17 protein-coding genes and 1 rRNA gene are annotated in these 18,156 nt (G+C 61.2%); 15 read left to right on the top strand and 3 right to left on the bottom strand.

The window, feature by feature from the left end:
- Positions 1-8: 8 nt before the first annotated feature.
- Positions 9-2,630 (bottom strand): cation-translocating P-type ATPase, encoded by a 2,622-nt coding sequence (locus ACTNBZ_RS06945; protein WP_441208944.1) that lies wholly within the window; start codon positions 2,628-2,630, stop codon positions 9-11.
- A 378-nt stretch (positions 2,631-3,008) separates the two neighbouring features.
- On the opposite strand from ACTNBZ_RS06945, the gene ACTNBZ_RS06940 reads away from it, so the two are divergent.
- From ACTNBZ_RS06940 to ACTNBZ_RS06875, 14 genes are all read left to right on the top strand, one after another.
- Positions 3,009-3,644, top strand: a complete 636-nt coding sequence (locus ACTNBZ_RS06940; protein WP_441208943.1) for an S-layer homology domain-containing protein — start codon at positions 3,009-3,011, stop codon at positions 3,642-3,644.
- 116 nt (positions 3,645-3,760) lie between these two features.
- Positions 3,761-4,201, top strand: a complete 441-nt coding sequence (locus ACTNBZ_RS06935) for a MarR family winged helix-turn-helix transcriptional regulator (RefSeq protein WP_441208942.1) — start codon at positions 3,761-3,763, stop codon at positions 4,199-4,201.
- A gap of 94 nt (positions 4,202-4,295) precedes the next feature.
- Entirely contained in the window at positions 4,296-5,396 is a 1,101-nt protein-coding gene (locus tag ACTNBZ_RS06930) for a putative glycoside hydrolase (RefSeq protein WP_441208941.1), read from the top strand.
- Between the two features lie 455 nt (positions 5,397-5,851).
- Entirely contained in the window at positions 5,852-6,166 is a 315-nt protein-coding gene (locus ACTNBZ_RS06925) for a hypothetical protein (RefSeq protein WP_441208940.1), read from the top strand.
- Entirely contained in the window at positions 6,166-8,109 is a 1,944-nt protein-coding gene (locus tag ACTNBZ_RS06920) for a V-type ATP synthase subunit I (RefSeq protein ID WP_441208939.1), read from the top strand. Before ACTNBZ_RS06925 ends, ACTNBZ_RS06920 begins: the two co-directional genes overlap by 1 nt.
- 15 nt (positions 8,110-8,124) lie before the next feature.
- Positions 8,125-8,604, top strand: a complete 480-nt coding sequence (locus ACTNBZ_RS06915; protein WP_441208938.1) for a V-type ATP synthase subunit K — start codon at positions 8,125-8,127, stop codon at positions 8,602-8,604.
- Positions 8,605-8,647: 43 nt separating this feature from the next.
- Positions 8,648-9,247: a V-type ATP synthase subunit E gene (locus tag ACTNBZ_RS06910; RefSeq protein ID WP_441208937.1), complete on the top strand. Its 600-nt coding sequence runs from the start codon at positions 8,648-8,650 to the stop codon at positions 9,245-9,247.
- Between the two features lie 33 nt (positions 9,248-9,280).
- Complete coding sequence (locus ACTNBZ_RS06905) at positions 9,281-10,282, top strand: V-type ATPase subunit (RefSeq protein WP_441208936.1); 1,002 nt, start codon at positions 9,281-9,283, stop codon at positions 10,280-10,282.
- Positions 10,275-10,583, top strand: coding sequence for a V-type ATP synthase subunit F (locus ACTNBZ_RS06900; RefSeq protein ID WP_441208935.1), 309 nt, complete (start codon positions 10,275-10,277; stop codon positions 10,581-10,583). The genes ACTNBZ_RS06905 and ACTNBZ_RS06900 overlap by 8 nt, the downstream gene beginning before the upstream one ends.
- A 64-nt stretch (positions 10,584-10,647) precedes the next feature.
- The gene (locus tag ACTNBZ_RS06895) at positions 10,648-12,426 is read left to right on the top strand and encodes a V-type ATP synthase subunit A (protein WP_441208934.1); all 1,779 of its coding nucleotides are present in this window, start codon (positions 10,648-10,650) and stop codon (positions 12,424-12,426) included.
- Positions 12,423-13,805 carry a V-type ATP synthase subunit B gene (locus tag ACTNBZ_RS06890; protein WP_441208933.1) on the top strand — a complete coding sequence of 461 codons (1,383 nt, stop codon included), beginning with the start codon at positions 12,423-12,425 and terminating at the stop codon, positions 13,803-13,805. Before ACTNBZ_RS06895 ends, ACTNBZ_RS06890 begins: the two co-directional genes overlap by 4 nt.
- A gap of 3 nt (positions 13,806-13,808) precedes the next feature.
- Positions 13,809-14,522: a V-type ATP synthase subunit D gene (locus ACTNBZ_RS06885; RefSeq protein ID WP_441208932.1), complete on the top strand. Its 714-nt coding sequence runs from the start codon at positions 13,809-13,811 to the stop codon at positions 14,520-14,522.
- Between the two features lie 114 nt (positions 14,523-14,636).
- Positions 14,637-15,080 carry a stage V sporulation protein AC gene (gene spoVAC / locus ACTNBZ_RS06880; RefSeq protein WP_441208931.1) on the top strand — a complete coding sequence of 148 codons (444 nt, stop codon included), beginning with the start codon at positions 14,637-14,639 and terminating at the stop codon, positions 15,078-15,080.
- A gap of 144 nt (positions 15,081-15,224) precedes the next feature.
- Entirely contained in the window at positions 15,225-15,353 is a 129-nt protein-coding gene (locus ACTNBZ_RS06875; protein ID WP_441208930.1) for a hypothetical protein, read from the top strand.
- A 488-nt stretch (positions 15,354-15,841) separates the two neighbouring features.
- Here ACTNBZ_RS06875 and ACTNBZ_RS06870 read toward each other — a convergent pair whose 3' ends face one another.
- Positions 15,842-16,468 (bottom strand): flavodoxin family protein, encoded by a 627-nt coding sequence (locus tag ACTNBZ_RS06870; RefSeq protein WP_441208929.1) that lies wholly within the window; start codon positions 16,466-16,468, stop codon positions 15,842-15,844.
- A 102-nt stretch (positions 16,469-16,570) separates the two neighbouring features.
- Positions 16,571-17,485 (bottom strand): homoserine O-acetyltransferase MetA, encoded by a 915-nt coding sequence (gene metA / locus ACTNBZ_RS06865; protein WP_441208928.1) that lies wholly within the window; start codon positions 17,483-17,485, stop codon positions 16,571-16,573.
- A gap of 582 nt (positions 17,486-18,067) precedes the next feature.
- Between metA and ACTNBZ_RS06860 the strand changes: the two genes are divergently transcribed.
- Positions 18,068-18,156: ribosomal RNA gene (locus ACTNBZ_RS06860) — 16S ribosomal RNA — on the top strand; the annotation flags it as partial.

The following is an 18,156-nucleotide window of genomic DNA, read 5'->3' as shown; positions in this document are numbered from 1 at the left end:
GGGGATGGTCAGGCGTCCTTCCGGTCCCGGAAGAGCTTGAATACCTGGATACACAGGGTGGGCAGGAAGGCCAGCCCCACGATCTGGGCGATGTGGGTCCCGTCCAGAGGCGTGGCCTGGAAGAGCGTATTGAGGCCGGGAATAAAGAGCACCGCGGCCAGCAGCAGCACACCGCAGCCAAAGGCAGCCAGGGAGAAGGGGTTGGAGGTGAACTTCAGCCGGAAGATGGATTCCCGTCCACGGCAGTTGAAGCCGTGGAAGAGCCGGGCCAGGGTCAGAGTGGCGAAGGCCATGGTGGAGGCCGCCGCCGCACCGCCGTAGGACCGGCCCAGATAGAAGGCGGTCATGACAGGGACGGCGATGAGCAGGCCCTGGCCCAGGATGCGGGTGAGGAGGGGCCGGTCCAGGATGGGGGCGTTGGGGTCCCGGGGCTTCTGCCTGAGAAGGCCCCTGCGGGCGGGCTCCATGCCGATGGCAATGGCGGGCAGGGAGTCGGTGAGCAGGTTGATGAAGAGCAGATGGACCGGCGCGAAGGGCACGGTGAGGCCGGCGATGGAGGCGTACACCACGCAGAAAATGGCGGCCATGTTGCCCGAGAGCAGGAACTTGATGGCGTTTTTGATGTTGGCGTACACATTGCGGCCGTTGACCACCGCCCGCACGATGGTGGCGAAGTTGTCATCGGCCAGGATCATGGAGGCGGCGTCCTTGGAGACCTCCGTGCCCGTGATGCCCATGGCCACACCGATGTCGGCGGCCTTGAGGGCGGGGGCGTCGTTGACGCCGTCGCCGGTCATGGAGACGATGCTGCCCCGGCGCTGCCAGGCCGAGACGATGCGGATCTTATGCTCCGGTGACACCCGGGCATAGACCGACACCCTGGGGAGCACCGCGTCCAGCTCTTCATCGCTCATGGCGTCCAGCTCCACGCCGGAGAGGGCCATGTCGCCGTCGTTGAAAATGCCGATCTGCCGGGCGATGGCGGAGGCGGTGACCTTGTGGTCGCCGGTGATCATGATGGTGCGGATGCCGGCGGTCTTGGCGTCGGCCACCGCCTGGACGGACTCGGGCCTGGGCGGGTCGATCATGGACACCAGACCCACGAAGGTGTAGCCGTACTCGTCCTCCAGCGTCAGGTCCCGGACACTGTCCAGCTCCCGCCGGGCGAAGGCCAGCACCCGCAGCCCCTCGTTGGAGAGCTGTTCGTTGACGGCCATGATCTCCGCCTTGCGCTCCTCGGTCATGGGAACGGCTCCGCCGGAGGTGAGCAGAGAGGTGGAGCGGTCCAGCAGCGTGTCGATAGCGCCCTTGGTCAGCAGAGTGGGCACGCCGTCCAACAGGTGAAGGGTGCTCATCAGCTTGCGGTCGGAGTCGAAGGCCAGTTCCCGCAGGCGGGGATGGTGGCTGCGGTAGAGGACCTCCTCCACATCGAAGGCCTCACCCAGCTGGATCAGTGCCACCTCGGTGGGGTCGCCGATGGAGGTGTTGTGCTCGGGGTCAAAGGTGGCGTCGCTGGCCAGAAGGCCGATCTTCAGCAGCAGGCGCTGGGGCTCGTTGGCCAGTTCCAGCTCGGAGCCGTCCAGCAGCTTCCCGTCGGCATAGATCTTCTGGACCGTCATGCGGTTCTGGGTCAGGGTGCCCGTCTTGTCTGAGCAGATTACCGACACGGCGCCCAGGCTCTCCACTGCCTTCAGGTCCTTCATGATGGCGTTCTGTTTGGCCATCTTCTGGGTGCCCATGGCCAGCACAATGGTGACGATGGAGCTGAGGGCCTCGGGAATGGCGGCCACTGCCAGGGCCACGGCGAACATCAGGGAGTCCAGAATGGTCATGTGGGTGCGGAACACCGACAGGGCGAACACCGCCGCGCAGATGACCATGATGACCGCCGCCAGCTTGCCGGAGAAGTCGTCCAGGCTCTTTTGCAGGGGAGTCTTGCGCTGCTGGGTCTGGTTCATCAGGGCGGCGATCTTGCCCAGCTCGGTGTCCATGCCGGTGGCGGTGACGGCCACGGTGGCCCGGCCGTAGCTTACCAGGGAGCCGGAAAAGACCATGTTCTTCTGGTCGCCCAGCGCCACTTTTTCACTGGCAATGACCTCGTCGGTCTTGTTCACACCCTCGCTCTCGCCGGTGAGGGAGCTCTCGTTGACCTGGAGGGAGAAGTTCTCAATGACGCGGCCGTCGGCCACCACCAGGTCGCCGGCCTCCAGCAGGATGATATCGCCGGGGACCACCTGGGCCGAGGGAACCTCCACCCGGACGCCGCCCCGCATGACCTTGGCGGTGGGGGAGGACATGGCCTTCAGGCTTTCCAGGGATTTTTCTGCCTTCAGGTACTGAACGGTGCCCAGAATGGCGTTCATGATGAGAACGGCAAAGATGACGATGGTGCTCTCCACATTCTCCGACAGGGCGGAAATGACGGCAGCAATGATAAGGATGACCACCAGCAGGTCCTTGAACTGCTCCAGGAAGACCTGGACCACGCTCTTCTTCTTGCCCTCGCTGAGCTTATTGGGGCCGAACTGCCCGGCCCGGCGTTCCGCCTCCTGGGGGGAGAGACCGGCGGAAGAGGTCTGCTGCAGCTTCAGCGTCTCTTCCGCGGTGCGGTTGAAATAGGTTTCCGGCATAAAAGCGCACTCCTTTTCTCTGTATGTGGCTGTGATAAGGCCCTTGACCGGGGGAGGGACCGGCCGCCCACGGGCACAAAAAAAGACTTTTCGACAGCTGCGCACAGCGACAGCCGCCAAAAAGTCTTGTTACCGCAAGGCGCATACCGCCAGGCTCCCGGGCCGGAGAGCCGTGATGTTGACGGTACGCCCGGACGCCGGGGAGGCGGCCGGAACTACTCCCTTTTTCACGTGCAGCCACTATATCATACCCAGCCCGGGAAGTCAATCCGATTTGAGAAAAAACGCGGCCGGGATAAAATGATGCCGCTTGTTCATAAAATATTAAAAATAATGTTGTAGGATACCTCTATCAAACCGAATCCAAGGAGCATTACCGTGAAAAAGTGTAATAGATGGAAAAAAGCCTCATGCGCGGCGCTGTGTGCGGTATGCCTGACGCTGGGGGCCGCGGTTCCGGCCTCCGCCAGTACCGCCTTTGAAGATGTGGACGCCAAAGCGTGGTACGCCCCCGCGGTGGAAAAGACCGTGAGCGCGGGATTGCTCTCGGGCACCGGAACGACCACCTTCAGTCCCGGCTGGGCCGTGACCAGAGCCATGGCGGTGACGGTGCTGTGGCGGCTGGCCGGTTCCCCCGCGGCAGGCCAATGTACCTTTACCGACGTGGAGGAGGGAACATGGTATGCTCAGGCAGTGGCCTGGGCGGAGGAGAAGGGCATCGCCTCCGGCAACGGAAAGGGCCTGTTCCAGCCTGAGAGCTATGTGACCCGGGAGCAGCTGGCTGTATTTCTGTACAAGTATGCCCAGATCCAGGAGCTTGATACGGCGGAGGGAAAGATCGACCTGTACAGCGACGCCAAAGAAATCTCCGCCTGGGCCAGGGACGGCATGGAGCACGCCCTGGGCGCCGGCATCCTCCAGGGCAGCGGAAGTAAGCTCATGCCCCAAAAGACGGCCACCCGGGCGGAACTGGCCGTGATGCTGGTGCGGCTGACCACCCCGGCGATGGGATAACAGGGAAGACATTAAGAATTTTTAAACCCCCGGCACGGAAGATTGACAAATAGAGATACAGCGGCTATGCTCTTGGTAACGTGGCCAGGCAGCTGTGGAAAAGGAGTGGGAGACCGATGGAAGAAATGCAGAACGTATTGATGTCCTACCTGCGGGTGACACAGCATATGTCTCAGCAGTTCCGGGCCCATTTCGGGCGCCTGAATCTGACGTTCCCGCAGGCACTGGTGCTCAATGTGCTGGGGGAAGAGGGCCCGGTCCCCATAAGCATGCTGGCGGAACGGACGGGCAGCGCCAACAGTACGGTCTCCGGCATCGTGGACCGGCTGGAGAAGCTGGGCCTGGCCAAGCGGGAACGCTCGGAGAATGACCGGCGGGTCATCTATGTCTCGGCCACCGAGAAATACCGTGCGCTGCGGGAAAAGGCGGCTACCGATGTGAGCGGCTATTTCAATTCGCTTCTGGATACAATGGCTCCGGAAGACAAGGCCATGGTGGCCGAGGCGTTCCAGAAGCTGGACGCAGTGTTGACCGCTGCCGGCGGGCAGGACAGGTGAGAGGGCGCTTTGCGCCGGGTGGACAGATTCCGGCGGGAGAGCGTCCCGATGTTGTGGAGCAATATGATATGGTCGGGTGAGGTGGAACAGGGATATGCGTAAGCGGGGATATGGATATGGGTATACCGGCTATCATGGCCGCTCCAGGTCCCGCCTGGTCTTGAAGGCCGTGATCGGCGTGCTGGCGGTAGTGCTGGCCCTGATGCTGGCTCTCTTTTTCCTGCAGGAGGACCGCCTGGTCTTTTCACCCGGCGGCCTGCGGCTGGATGTGCCTTTTCTGAAGGACGGAGACGCCCCTTCGCCGCCTCCGGAGGCAACGGAGCCGCTGGTTATCGTCTCCGCTACGCCCGCGCCAACCCCGACGCCTGCACCGGAGCCCGCAGAGCCGCTGCGGGCGGTGATGCTGCCCCGCAGTGCTCTCAGCGACGGTAGCGCGGCAGCCAGAGCGGCTGAAGCAGGGGCCAACGCGGTGGTGTTTGATATGAAGGCGGACGATGGCACGCTGGGTTATGTCTCAGATCTGGAACTGGCCAAGCGGGTGGGGGCCTCTGCCTCGGACCCGGCCCTGAACGAGACCATCCGGACCCTGAACCAGCAGGAGCTCCATACGGTGGCACGGGTCTCCTGTTTCAGAGATAACAAGGCACCCTATACGGCGCCTGCCCTGGGGGTCAAGACCAACAGCGGCTATAACTGGAGGGACAGCGGCGACCTGCGGTGGATGAGTCCCACCAGCGAGGAGGCCAGAGCCTATGTGGCCGGCATATGCACGGAACTGGCCCGGTTGGGCTTTGACGAGATCCTGCTGGATAACAGCGGTTACCCCACAGCGGGAAAGCTGGGATATATCAAAAAAGGCCCGGCCTATGACGAGAGCCAATTCGAGAGCGTGATCAGTGCGTTTTACCGTCAGATAAAGGCGGCGCTGGCCGACTATCCGGAGGTGACGCTGTCCATCCGGACCGATGGGACCGTTCTGACGGAGGGAAGCGGCCCGCTCAGCGGACAGAGTGTGACAGGGATGCTGGAGAGCGCCGGACGGATCTGGGCCGACCTGGGGGAGACTCCGGCAGAGACCGCCGTCCGGACCCTGACTGCAGCCGGGGCGGAGCGGGCCGAAGAGATGCTGGTCCCCATAATTTCATCCCCGGGGAGCGACGGCAATTGGGCCATGCTGGCACAACAGACCGGATAAAAGGAGCAAAAAGTTACAGAAAATACAGGACGCGCTCTGGTTTTGCGGAGTGCGTACCTTTTTGGAATACAGTTCAAAAAAGAACCACTTCATATGTGAGGAGAGATATAAGTGATGATCAGAGTAAAAAACAGGGGGATCGGGAACCAGGATTTGCAGTACAAAAGGAAAAAATAAACCATGAAGTATGCAAAATAGACAAAAATAGGACACTAAATTTTACGCTTTTATGCGGGCATGCAGGGCAGGGCGCTGAAACTTACTAAAACGGACGATTTAGTCAAAAATTTAACAAAAAACTGAAGGATACTTTCTAGTTTACTTTCAAAAAATTGGGGAAGGCGAAGTGGCGGGAGACAAAAAATGAACTTGCTTTTTATCGGGTTTTCAAGTATCATTTTGAATGGAATCAGCAAAATTCCTATGCGGCAATCCCAACGAAAGGCGGTGAAATAATGTCTCTGGAAGGAATCAAGCAGGTGACAGAAACCGAGGAAATGACCCAGCAGCGTAAGGCGGAAGCCATGGCGCAGGCCAAAAAGACCGTATCCGACGCCCGTCAGGCAGGGGAGGAGGCGCTGGCCGCCGCCCGGGCCGAAGCCGAGGCTCAGGTCAAGGGCTTTATGAAAGAAGCTGAGAAGAAGGCTTCAAAACACAGCGAAAAGGTCATTGAAGAGACCAGGCGCTCCTGTGATGCGCTTCGTCAGTCGGCGGAAGGCCGGATGGCGGACGCGGCGGCGCTTATTGTCAGAAGGGTTGTGAATGTCTGATGTCCATTGTCAAAATGAAGCGGGTACGCCTCTTTGGCATGCGCTCAGACAGGGAAGAGGTTCTGCGGGTGCTTCAGCACGCGGGCTGTGTGGAGATCGACGAGCCCACGGATAAGCTGGAGGACCCGGACTGGGCCGGCGTCTCCCGGCCGGACGACCGGGCGCTCAGCGCCGCCAGGGAGGCCAGCGCCTCCGCGCTGGCCGCGCTGGAGCTGCTCAAGAAGTACGCCCCTGAAAAGGGCGGACTGCTCAAGAGCCGTCCGGTGGTGGAGGAACGGGAGTTCTTCGACGACGGGGCCTACGCCGCCGCGCTGGAGACCGCCCGCAAGCTCAATGAGACCGAGCGGCGGGTCCACGCCCTCTATGCCGAGCAGAGCAAGCTCCGGGGACAGAAGCTGTCCCTGGCGCCGTGGCTGAATCTGGACATCCCGCTGGAGACCGAGTCCACCCGGGATGTGATCATCCGGTTCGGCACCGTCCCCGGCGCGGTGGACATCGCCGAGCTGCGGGGCGCCCTGGACGCGGCCACCGACCTGTCAGAGCTGACTGAGGTCAGCGCCGACAACGAGGCCCACTACCTCTTCTTCGTCTGCCACCGCAGCGCCGAGGAGGAAACGGAAAACGTACTCAAGGAATTCGGCTTCACCCGCTCCGCCCTGCGGGGATGGACGGGCACCGCCGCCGAGAATGACCGGCGGCTGGACGCCGAGATCGCCCGGCTGGACCGGGAGGCCGAGGAGGCCAAGAAGGAGCTGTCTACTTACGGCGGCGAGCGGCTGGCCCTCCAGCGCTGTGCCGACCGGGCGGCCCAGGAGGTGAGCCGGGAGGAGGCCAAGTGCCGCCTGCTGGACACCCAGGCCACCTTCTTCCTGGAGGGCTGGGTGCCCGCCGAGGAAGTGGGGACCCTGGAGAAGAGCCTGGAGCCTTTCCTGTGCGCCTGGGAGACTGAGGACCCCGCCCCTGAGGATTATCCCCAGGTCCCCGTCAAGCTCAAGAATAATGGTTTTACCCGTCCCCTGAACATGGTGACCGATATGTACGCCCTGCCGGCGTATGACGGTGTGGACCCCAACCCGCTGATGGCGCCGTTCTTTATTTTCTTCTACGGCTTCATGATGGCGGATATGGGCTACGGCCTGCTGATGATGCTGGTGTCCTACATCGTGATGAAAAAGACCAGGCCCAAGGGTCCCACCATGCGGCATATGATCCCCCTGCTGGGCCTGTGCGGCGTGAGTACTTTCATCATGGGCGCGCTGACCGGAGGTTTCTTCGGAGACCTGATCCCCCAGCTGGTCATGCTGACCACCGGGAAAGAGATCGCCCTGCCCTCCCTCTTCTCCCCCCTGGACGACGCGCTGGCCGTGCTCATCGGCTCGCTGGCCATCGGCCTGATACAGATCTTCACCGGTATGGGTGTGAACATGTACCGCAAGATCAAGAAGGGCGAGGTCATGGACGCCCTGTGCAACGAGGGCGCATGGTACTGCGTGTTCATCCTCTTCGCCGTGGGCGCGGTGCTGGGCCAGATCAAGACGGCCCTCATCGCCATTCTGGTGTTGCTGGTGCTGACCCAGGGCTACGGCAAGAAGGGTATCGTGGGCAAGGTGATGGGCATCGGCGGCTCGCTGTACAACAATATCACGGGCTACTTCAGCGACATCCTGTCTTACTCCCGCCTGATGGCCCTGATGCTGGCCGGCGCGGTCATCGCGCAGGTGTTCAACACCCTGGGCGCCATCACCGGAAATATCGTTACATTTTTCCTGATCTCCATGGTGGGCAACGCGCTGAACTTTGCCCTGAACCTGCTGGGCTGCTATGTCCACGACATGCGCCTGCAGTGCCTGGAGTATTTCGGCCGGTTCTATGAGGACGGCGGCAAGCCCTTCCGCCCTCTGGATATCGATACCAAATACGTAGACGTTGTCAAGAGTAAATAAAAGGAGGATTTCACTATGTTTCTCGAGAATATCGGCGGTCTCGCCATTGCCATGCTGGGCTCCGGCCTGGCGGTCGGTCTTTCCTGCGTTGGTTCCGCTAAGGGCACCGGCATCGCCGGCGAGGCCGGCACCGGCCTGCTGAGCGAGGACCCCTCCAAGTCCGGTAAGGTCATGGTCCTGCAGCTGCTCCCCGGTACCCAGGGCCTGTACGGCCTGGTGGTCTGGTTCTTCGCCCTGATCCAGATGGGCATGATGGACGGCACCGCCGCCAACCTGACCCTGGTGGAGGGCTTCCGCTATTTCGCCGCCTGTATGCCCATGGCCTTCGGCGGCCTGCTGTCCGCCATCGCCCAGGGCCGCGTGGCTGCCGGCTCCATCAACATCCTGGCCAAGAAGCCCGACGACTGGTCCAAGGGCCTGATCCTCTGCGGTATCGTCGAGTTCTACGCCATCCTCTCCCTGCTGGCCTCCATGCTGATGCTGCTGTGGATCTAAGACACAACGGCCAGACCGAGACAGGAAAGGCGGTTACACAACTATGAACGGAATCGAAAAAATCACCAGCCGCATCAACGCCGACGTCCAGCGTGAGATCGATGAGATCAACGCCCAGGCGGCCGCCGAGGCGGCGGAGATCGCCGCTCAGTATGCCCGCCGGGCGGAGCAGGAGTCCCAGGATATCGTTGCCCGGGGCCGCCTGGCCGCCGCGGAGCGGGAGGAGCGGCTGGCCAGCGTGGCCCAGCTGGAGGCCCGCAAGCTGATCCTGGCCGCCAAGCAGGAGGTGCTGGAAAAGACCTTCGACAAGGCGCTGGAGGATCTGCTCAACCTGCCAGAGAAGGAATACACCGAGCTGCTGGCCAAGCTCATCGCCCAGGCCAGCCAGAGCGGCTGCGAGGAAGTGGTCTTCTCCCAAAAGGACCGCCCCCGCTATGGCAAGACCGCCGTCACCCGGGCCAACGAGCTGCTGGGCGACAAGGGCCGTCTGACCCTCTCCGCCCAGTGCCGGCCCATCCGGGGCGGCTTCATCCTCAGCGACGGAGATGTGGAAGTCAACTGCACCTTCGAGACTCTGGTCCGCCTGCAGCGCCGGGAGCTGGACAGCCAGGTGGCCAAGGTCCTCTTTGACGAAAAGGCATAACTCCGCTCCGCGGATTGGAAAGGAGGAAGTGTCTTGCACAAAAAGCTGAAAGACACGGATTATCTCGGCATTTCCACTCGGGTGCGGGCCATGGAGAACCGGCTGCTCACCCGGGAACGCATGGAGCGGATGATCGAGGCCCGTACCAGTGAGGAGGCCGCCAAGGTCCTCACCGAGTGCGGCTACGGGGAGCTGTCCAACGTGACGGCCTCCGGCCTGGACGAGGTCCTTGCCCAGGCCAGGGACGCGGTGTACAAGGATATGCGTTCCTCCGTGCCCGACCACAACCTGATCGATGTGTTCCAGATGAAATACGACTACCACAACGCCAAGGTGTTGCTGAAGGCCGAGGCCATGGGCCTGGAGGAGAGCCGCCTGCTTTCCAGCGGCGGCCGGTATCCGGCGGCCAAGCTGGCCGAGGATATGCACCGGGGCGACCTGCGGGACTGCAGCGACACCTTCCGCGCCGCGGTGACCCAGGCCAAGGAGACCCTGTCCGCCACCGGCGACCCCCAGCTGGCCGACTTCCAGCTGGACCGGGCCTATTTCCGCGAGATGGCCCAGGCCGCCGCCGACAGCGGCAGCGAGTTCCTCCAGGGTTACGTGAAGCTGCTGGCCGACGCGGCCAACCTGCGCTCCTCGGTCCGTGCCCACCGCATGGGCAAGGGAGGCGACTTCCTGGCCCTGGCCCTGGTGCCCGGGGGCAATGTGGATGAGCGCTCCATCCTCTCGGCCAAGGGCGGCGACCTGACCGGGCTCTTCCGGGGCGGCCGGCTGGCGGCCGCGGCCGAGCTGGGCGCGGCGCTGCTCAGCGGGGGAGGAGGCTCCTTCACCGCCTTTGAGCGCGCCTGCGACAACGCCGTCACCGATTACCTGAGCCAGGCCCGGCGCATCGCCTTCGGCGAGCACCCGGTCATCGGCTACCTCTACGCCCGGGAGGCGGAAGTCACCGCCATCCGGACCATCCTGTCCGGCCGCATGGCCGGGCTGAGCGCGGAGACCATCCGGGAAAGGCTGCGTGAATCCTATGTATAAAATTGCAGTCCTGGGTGATAAGGACAGCGTCCTGGGCTTCAAGGCCCTGGGCCTGGACGTGTTCCCTGCCGACGATGTGGATGAGGCCCGCAGGATCCTCCACACCCTGGCCAAGGAGAACTACGCCGTGATCTATCTGACCGAGCAGTACGCCGAGCGTATGGAGGCCGAAGTGGCCCGGTACAAGGACGCTCTCACCCCCGCCATCATCCTCATTCCCGGCACCGAGGGCAGCCTTGGCATCGGCATGGCCAATGTCAAGAGCGCCGTGGAGCGGGCCGTGGGCGCGGATATCCTCTAAGGCGCCCACCCCTTTTCCACCGAGATCTATTGCGAATATCACCCGAAAGAAGGTATAAAAGCCTATGGGCAAAATTGTTAAGGTTTCCGGCCCGCTGGTGGTCGCCACCGGATTGGCGGACGCCAATATGGCCGACGTGGTCCGCGTGGGTGAGCAGCGGCTCATCGGCGAGATCCTGAACATGAACGGCGACTCCGCGTCCATTCAGGTCTACGAGGAGACCTCCGGACTGGGCCCCGGCGCCGAGGTGGTGACCACCGGCTCTCCTCTGTCTGTGGAGCTGGGCCCCGGTATCATCGAGAACATCTACGACGGTATCCAGCGCCCGCTGGAGGAGATCATGAAAAAGACCGGGGGCAACAACCTGCCCCGCGGCGTGGAGGTCCCCGCCCTGGACCGCGAGAAGAAGTGGGCCTTCCAGCCTGTGGCCAAGGCCGGCGACAAGGTTGTGGGCGGCGACGTGCTGGGCACCGTTCAGGAGACCAGCGTGGTGCTCCACAAGATCATGGTGCCCCCCAAGATGAGCGGCACCCTGGAGTCTGTGGCTCCCGCCGGCGACTACACCGTGGAGCAGGTCATCGCCGTGCTCAAGAACGACAAGGGCGAGCGCGTGGAGCTGACCATGGTCCAGAAGTGGCCCGTCCGTGTGGGCCGTCCCTATAAGCACAAGTATCCCCCCAAGACCCCCCTGCTCTCCGGCCAGCGCATCGTGGACGCCATGTTCCCCGTGGCCAAGGGCGGCACCGCGGCCATCCCCGGCCCCTTCGGCTCGGGCAAGACCGTTATGCAGCACCAGTTGGCCAAGTGGTCCGACGTGGACATCGTCATCTACATCGGCTGCGGCGAGCGCGGCAATGAGATGACCGACGTTCTGCGGGAGTTTCCCGAGCTGGTGGACCCCCGTACCGGCGAGTCCCTGATGAAGCGTACCGTGCTCATCGCCAACACCTCCGATATGCCCGTGGCCGCCCGTGAGGCCTCTATCTACACCGGCATCACCATCGCCGAGTACTTCCGCGACATGGGCTACGACGTGGCCGTCATCGCCGACTCTACCTCCCGCTGGGCCGAGGCTCTGCGCGAGATGTCCGGCCGTCTGGAAGAGATGCCCGGCGAAGAAGGCTACCCCGCCTACCTGTCCTCCCGTCTGGCCCAGTTCTACGAGCGCGCCGGCATGGTGGAGTGCCTGGGCTCCGACGAGAGCCGCCGGGGCTCCCTGACCGCCGTGGGCGCCGTTTCCCCTCCGGGCGGCGACCTCAGTGAGCCCGTGTCTCAGGCCACCATGCGTATCGTCAAGGTGTTCTGGGCGCTGGACTCCTCCCTGGCCTACCGCCGTCACTTCCCCGCCATCAACTGGCTCAACTCCTACTCCCTGTATCTGGACACCCTGAAGCCCTGGTACGACGAGCATCTGGGCAAGCAGTTCATGGTCAACCGCGACAAGTCCATGTCCATCCTCCAGGAGGAGTCCAGCCTGAACGAGATCGTCCAGCTGGTGGGCAAGGATTCCCTGTCCCCCGGCGACCAGCTGACCCTGGAGACCGCCAAGATGCTGCGGGAGGACTTCCTCCAGCAGAACGGCTTCATGGAGATCGACTGGTACTCCAGCTATGAGCGCCAGGACAAGATGCTGGCCATGATTCTGGACTATGACAAGAGCTGCCGCGCCGCCATTGAGAAGGGCGCCAAGACCGCCGATCTGTTCAACATTCCCTTCCGTGAGCAGATGGGCCGCGCCAAGAGCATCCCCGACGACAAGTATGTGGAGGTGTTCGCGCAGATGAGCCGCGACATGCAGGAGCAGATCGAGGCCGCCGTGGCCAAGGGAGGTGCTGAGGTATGATCCGTGAATACAAGACGATCCAGGAGATCAACGGCCCCCTGATGGTGGTCCGCCGGGTCCAGGGCGTCACCTATGACGAGCTGGCCGAGATCGAGCTGCCCGACGGCTCCGTCCGCCGCTGCAAGGTGCTGGAGGTCAACGGCGACAACGCCGTGGTCCAGCTCTTCGAGTCCTCCGCCGGACTGAACCTGAAGGAGTCCAAGGTCCGCTTCCTGGGCCATCCTCTGGAGCTGGCGGTGTCCGGCGACATGCTGGGCCGCGTCTTTAACGGCATGGGCCAGCCCATTGACGGCGGCCCCGAGATCATGGCCGAGGAGCACCGTGACATCAACGGCCTGCCCATGAACCCCGCCGCCCGCGACTACCCCAACGAGTTCATCCAGACCGGTATCTCCACCATCGACGGTCTGAACACCCTGGTCCGCGGCCAGAAGCTGCCCATCTTCTCCGGCTCCGGCCTGCCCCACAACAACCTGGCCGCCCAGATCGCCCGCCAGGCCAAGGTGCTGGGGGACGAGGCCTCCAACTTCGCCGTGGTCTTTGCCGCCATCGGCATCACCTTCGAGGAGTCCAACTTCTTCGTGGAGGAGTTCAAGCGCACCGGCGCCATCGACCGCACGGTCCTGTTCACCAACCTGGCCAACGACCCCGCCGTCGAGCGTATTGCCACCCCCCGTATGGCCCTGACCGCCGCCGAGTACCTGGCCTTTGAGAAGGGCATGCACGTGCTGGTCATCCTTACCGATATCACCAACTACGCCGAGGCCCTGCGCGAGGTCTCCGCGGCCAAGAAGGAAGTCCCTGGCCGCCGCGGCTACCCTGGCTACCTGTACACCGACCTGGCTACCATGTACGAGCGGGCCGGCCGTCAGCTGGGCAAGCCCGGTTCCATCACCCTGATCCCCATCCTGACCATGCCGGAAAACGACAAGACCCACCCCATCCCCGACCTGACCGGCTACATCACCGAGGGTCAGATTATCCTGAGCCAGGAGCTGTTCCGCAAGGGCGTCAATCCCCCTGTGGACGTGCTGCCCTCCCTGTCCCGTCTGAAGGACAAGGGCGTGGGCGTGGGCAAGACCCGCGAGGATCACGCCGGTACCATGAACCAGCTCTTCGCCGCCTACGCCACCGGTAAGGAGAACAAGGAGCTCATGTCCATCCTGGGCGAGGCCGCCCTTTCTCCCACCGACCTGCAGTACGCCAAATTTGCCGACGAGTTTGAGAAGCGCTATGTCTCCCAGGGCCCCGATGAGAACCGCGGCATCCTGGAGACCCTGGACCTGGGCTGGGAGCTGCTGAGCATCCTGCCCAAGGCCGAGCTCAAGCGTATCAAGCCGGAATATATCGAGAAATACCTCCCGAAAAAGGAGGGGTAAGCTATGCCGGCGATGAACGTAAACCCCACCCGGCAGGAGCTCACCCGGCTCAAGGGCCGGCTGAGGACCTCCATCCGGGGCCACAAGCTGCTCAAGGACAAGCGGGATGAGCTGATGAAGCAGTTCATGGACGTGGTACGGGAGAACCGGGCCCTCCGCAAGAAGGTGGAGGACGGCCTGATGCAGGCCTACGGCTCCTTTACCGTGGCCTCCGCCCTCATGTCCGGCGAGATGCTGGAGCAGTCCCTGCTGTACCCCAAGCAGTCTGTGGAGCTGGACATGACCTTCCAGAATGTCATGTCGGTCAATGTCCCTGTCTATGAGTTCAAGACCAAGAGCCAGGACCCCGGCGAGGTCTATCCCTATGGCTTCGCCACTACATCCGGCGAGCTGGACGACGCCGTGGACAACATGGCCTCCGTGTTCCAGGATATGCTCAAGCTGGCCCAGATCGAAAAGACCTCCCAGCTGCTGGCGGAGGAGATCGAAAAGACCCGCCGCCGCGTCAACGCCCTGGAGTACGTGAAGATCCCCCAGATGGAGGAAGCCATCAAGTATATCACCATGAAGCTGGATGAGAACGAGCGCGCTTCCACCATCCGCCTGATGAAGGTGAAGGACATGATCCTCAAGGAGAACCTGGAGGAGAAGCGGGCCGAGACGGCCAGGGCCGTGGAGGCCTTCGGCGGTCATCCCGAGGACCCGGAGAACATCTGATATCTGCGTTAAAAACCGGTATCCGCACAGCGGATACCGGTTTTTCTTTAAAAGGTGTCCCTGCATAGTTTGACGGGAGATTGGAACAATAGAGCCAAAGGAGGATGTGCCGCTATGGACATGACAAATCAGGAATATAACAAGTATGTGCAGCGCAAGGCCAAGCCCTCGCCGCTGTGGAAGGATATGGCCTGGGCCTTCGTGGTGGGCGGCGCCATCTGTACCGCGGGGCAGGGGCTGCGGAATTTCTACCTGGCATGGGGACTGGAGGAGGATCCGGCCTCCTGCGCGGTGTCGGTGACGCTGATCTTCATCGCCGCGCTGCTCACCGGTCTGGGCGTGTTTGACAACATTGCCAAGCACGCCGGGGCCGGCACCCTGGTGCCCATCACCGGCTTTGCCAATGCCATGGTCTCTCCTGCACTGGAATTCAAGAGCGAAGGCTTTGTCACCGGGACCGCCGCCAAGCTATTTACGGTGGCGGGACCGGTGCTGGTGTTCGGCATCAGTGCCAGTGTGGTCTACGGGCTGCTTCTGGTGCTGTTCGGGATAGCCTGAGAAAGACTTAACAAATGGGGCAGCGCTGTGTAAAATATGCGGTGCTTGCCCGGAGGGTGGATCGTTCCTTGAAAATGATGGGCTGGATAAGGCAACAGGCTGAGACGCCTGTACTTATCCAGCCCTTTTATTGTTTTCGAAGAAATGAAAGACCGCCGGAGGACCTGCGGCGGTGAGGCCGGAAGCAGCACCGGTATCGCCGCCGCTGCGGGAGCAGACGTCATCTGGTTTGCGATGCCCATCACTGAGCTGGTGACGGCGGTTGGGTTCTGACAAAAGATTAAAATTTTAAAAATACAACAAAAAGACTTGACAAATAGGAGATGGTATAGTACAATATAGCCAGAAAGAAAGGAGCGAGAGTCCGATGTACTAACAAGGACAGAACCCTTTCCGCGTATGACCTGAAGGCATAGAAAGAGGCATACGCATCAGCGCAGAACGATCCAGGCCGGAAGATCCAGACGAAGCAAGTTCCAGACCAGCTCACATGTGTGAGAACGAGCGCAGGAGCCCCCGACGCGAAGCATCGCAGAAGGAAGACTTGGCGCAACATGAGTTTCTGGGTAACTGCATCCGCGAGGAAAACTTCAGCAACAGGATCCAGCGCAAATCCGTAGAAAGCAAGAGGTTGAAACATGGTAGAAATCCAGAATCAGAAGTAGCCCCCCAGCCGCAGAGGACGGCTGGGGGGTTGTGCTTTTCTGAAACCATGTGAAAAGACCGCGGCTCCGGTATAATGCCGGAGCCGCGGAACACGTTCAGCGAATAAAATTGGTCTTATATGCTCGCTCAGTGACAGGGGGGAGGACACCGCTGTCCCGGCCAAGCCGGATGCATTTCAGGAGCCAGGCCATATTGCGGCCCAGGTTGCGCATGGACTGGAGACCCTCCAGGTCCTGCTGCACCTCCTCCGGGGAGTTGCCGTGGACCATGTTCCAATAAGAGGAGGAGACCACCGGCATTTCGGCGATGGTAAAATACTTGCTGAGCACATCCAGAGAGGCGGTGGTGCCTGCCCGGCGGGCGGAGGCCACCGCGGCGGCGGGCTTGTGGCGAAAGGCTGCGCTGCCGGCGTAGAACATCCGGTCCAGGGCAGAGAGAATGCGGCCGCTGGGATGGGCGTAGTACACGGGAGTGCCGAAGACGAAGCCGTCGGCCCGGGCAGCCCTGGCGATCAGGTCGTTGACGCAGTCATCGGAGAAAATACAGGCGTTGTCCAGCTCGGCGCATTTGCGGCAGGCGGTGCAATCCCGCAGGGAACCGGCGCCCAGGGAGACGATCTCGGCAGAAATACCTTCGGCCTCCAGGGTAGAAGCCACCTCGCTGAGGGCGGTGAAGGTGCAGCCATTTGGGCGGGGGCTGCCGTTGATAAGCAGAACATTCATAAAAAAGACCTCCTGACCAGAATAAATTTGCCATCCCCGCTATCCAGGGGGAGGAAATGAAACACACCAGATTTGAGAATATGCGGCTTCCCGGCTTTCCTGTTATACCTTGCTCAGATCATAGGGAGTGGTCTGATACACATAGTAATTGAGCCAGTTGGTATAGAGCAGCTGGCCGGCGCTGCGCCAGCGGACAATGGGAGGACGGGTGGGATCGTCATCCGGGAAGTAGTTGGCGGGCACGGCGATGTCCAGACCCTTGTCCACATCACGCCAGTATTCCCGGGCCAGGGTATCGGGATCGTACTCAGGATGGCCCATGATATAGAAACGACGGCTGTCCTCGGTTTTGACCGCAAAGACACCGGCCTCGTCCGACATGGCGATCAGCTCCAGCTCGGGGCGCTGGCGGATATCATCGGCCCAGACCTCGGTATAGCGGGAATTGGGGGCAAAAAAGACATCGTCAAAACCGCGGAACAGGGGGGAACTGGGCTTGAGGACTTTGTGCTCATAGACGCCGAAGAGCTTTTTAGGCAGGCTGCGCTTCTCAATGCCGTGGTGATAATAGAGACCGGCCTGAGCGCCCCAGCAAATATGGAGGGTGGAGTGGACGTGGGTCCGGGTCCATTCCATGATCTGGCACAGCTCGTCCCAGTAGTCCACCTGGTCAAATTCCATGTTCTCCACGGGAGCGCCGGTAATGATCATACCGTCGAATTTGCGGTCCTTGACCCGGTCAAAGGTGGTGTAGAAGGAGTCCAGATGATTCTCATCGGTGTGACGGGATATGTAGCTGCTTGTCTGGAGCAATTCCACCTGGATCTGGAGCGGCGTGTTGGAGAGCTTTCGGAGGATCTGGGTCTCGGTGACGATCTTGGTGGGCATCAGGTTGAGGATAAGAACGCTCAAAGGACGGATATCCTGGTGCATGGCCCGGTATTCGGTCATAACAAAGATATTTTCACTCTCCAGCACCGCACGGGCGGGCAGGGAATCCGGAATGCGAATGGGCATGGCCATACCTCCAAGTAAATCATAGAGTTTTTATATGAGATAGCCTATCACATTTAAAAGAAGGGCGCAACCGCTGTTTTGAATCAAAAAGAGACGTCCACGAAAAAAACGTCGAAAAAAAGAAAAAAGGTGTTGACAAAAGGGGCGGGAGTTGGTATTATATCTGAGCGCCTCACGAGGGGGCACCTGGAAGATGGGACACAGCGGCGGAAAGCAGGAGCGGTTCTGAAAAAAGGTGTTGACAAGTGGGAGCGGATGTGCTAAACTGAATGAGTTCGCACGGAAGCGGCGGTTGGATGAGAGAGCTTCGGAAAAGCGGTTCTGAGGGCTGAAAAGCCCCGGAAAAGCCTGAAAAAAGTTCTTGACAAACAAAACTGAGTGTGATAAAATAGTCGAGCACTTGACCGAGAGGTCGAAGCGTGTACCTTGTAAATTAAACAACGTGAAAGAAACACGAAGCACCAGAAGGACAAGTTGTCCTTCGCAAGCGCAAGTTTGTGAAGGGGCAGCTGATTAATTTCTTTGAAGCTATGAATTAGGCTTCAATAAAGTGATTTGAACTCTTCGGAGTTTAGATACCATTTTATTGAGAGTTTGATCCTGGCTCAGGATGAACGCTGGCGGCGTGCTTAACACATGCAAGTCGAACGGAGCGCTCATGACGGAGTTTT

The sequence above is a fragment of the Pseudoflavonifractor sp. HCP28S3_F10 genome, from assembly GCF_052065415.1.
Taxonomy (GTDB): Bacteria; Bacillota; Clostridia; order Oscillospirales; family Oscillospiraceae; genus Pseudoflavonifractor_A.
Note: the sequence above shows the minus strand (reverse complement) of the source record. Positions and strands in the feature narration are given on the sequence as shown.

What these genes read in the sequence shown, in the direction of transcription:
- ACTNBZ_RS06925 (WP_441208940.1), top strand. Translation starts at nt 5,852, where the DNA reads ATGTCTCTGGAAGGAATCAAGCAGGTGACAGAAACCGAGGAAATGACC.
- ACTNBZ_RS06945 (WP_441208944.1), bottom strand. Translation starts at nt 2,630, where the DNA reads ATGCCGGAAACCTATTTCAACCGCACCGCGGAAGAGACGCTGAAGCTG.
- ACTNBZ_RS06900 (WP_441208935.1), top strand. Translation starts at nt 10,275, where the DNA reads ATGTATAAAATTGCAGTCCTGGGTGATAAGGACAGCGTCCTGGGCTTC.
- ACTNBZ_RS06870 (WP_441208929.1), bottom strand. Translation starts at nt 16,468, where the DNA reads ATGAATGTTCTGCTTATCAACGGCAGCCCCCGCCCAAATGGCTGCACC.
- spoVAC (WP_441208931.1), top strand. Translation starts at nt 14,637, where the DNA reads ATGGACATGACAAATCAGGAATATAACAAGTATGTGCAGCGCAAGGCC.
- ACTNBZ_RS06930 (WP_441208941.1), top strand. Translation starts at nt 4,296, where the DNA reads ATGCGTAAGCGGGGATATGGATATGGGTATACCGGCTATCATGGCCGC.
- ACTNBZ_RS06910 (WP_441208937.1), top strand. Translation starts at nt 8,648, where the DNA reads ATGAACGGAATCGAAAAAATCACCAGCCGCATCAACGCCGACGTCCAG.
- ACTNBZ_RS06875 (WP_441208930.1), top strand. Translation starts at nt 15,225, where the DNA reads ATGAAAGACCGCCGGAGGACCTGCGGCGGTGAGGCCGGAAGCAGCACC.
- ACTNBZ_RS06890 (WP_441208933.1), top strand. Translation starts at nt 12,423, where the DNA reads ATGATCCGTGAATACAAGACGATCCAGGAGATCAACGGCCCCCTGATG.
- metA (WP_441208928.1), bottom strand. Translation starts at nt 17,485, where the DNA reads ATGCCCATTCGCATTCCGGATTCCCTGCCCGCCCGTGCGGTGCTGGAG.
- ACTNBZ_RS06915 (WP_441208938.1), top strand. Translation starts at nt 8,125, where the DNA reads ATGTTTCTCGAGAATATCGGCGGTCTCGCCATTGCCATGCTGGGCTCC.
- ACTNBZ_RS06935 (WP_441208942.1), top strand. Translation starts at nt 3,761, where the DNA reads ATGGAAGAAATGCAGAACGTATTGATGTCCTACCTGCGGGTGACACAG.
- ACTNBZ_RS06885 (WP_441208932.1), top strand. Translation starts at nt 13,809, where the DNA reads ATGCCGGCGATGAACGTAAACCCCACCCGGCAGGAGCTCACCCGGCTC.
- ACTNBZ_RS06920 (WP_441208939.1), top strand. Translation starts at nt 6,166, where the DNA reads ATGTCCATTGTCAAAATGAAGCGGGTACGCCTCTTTGGCATGCGCTCA.
- ACTNBZ_RS06895 (WP_441208934.1), top strand. Translation starts at nt 10,648, where the DNA reads ATGGGCAAAATTGTTAAGGTTTCCGGCCCGCTGGTGGTCGCCACCGGA.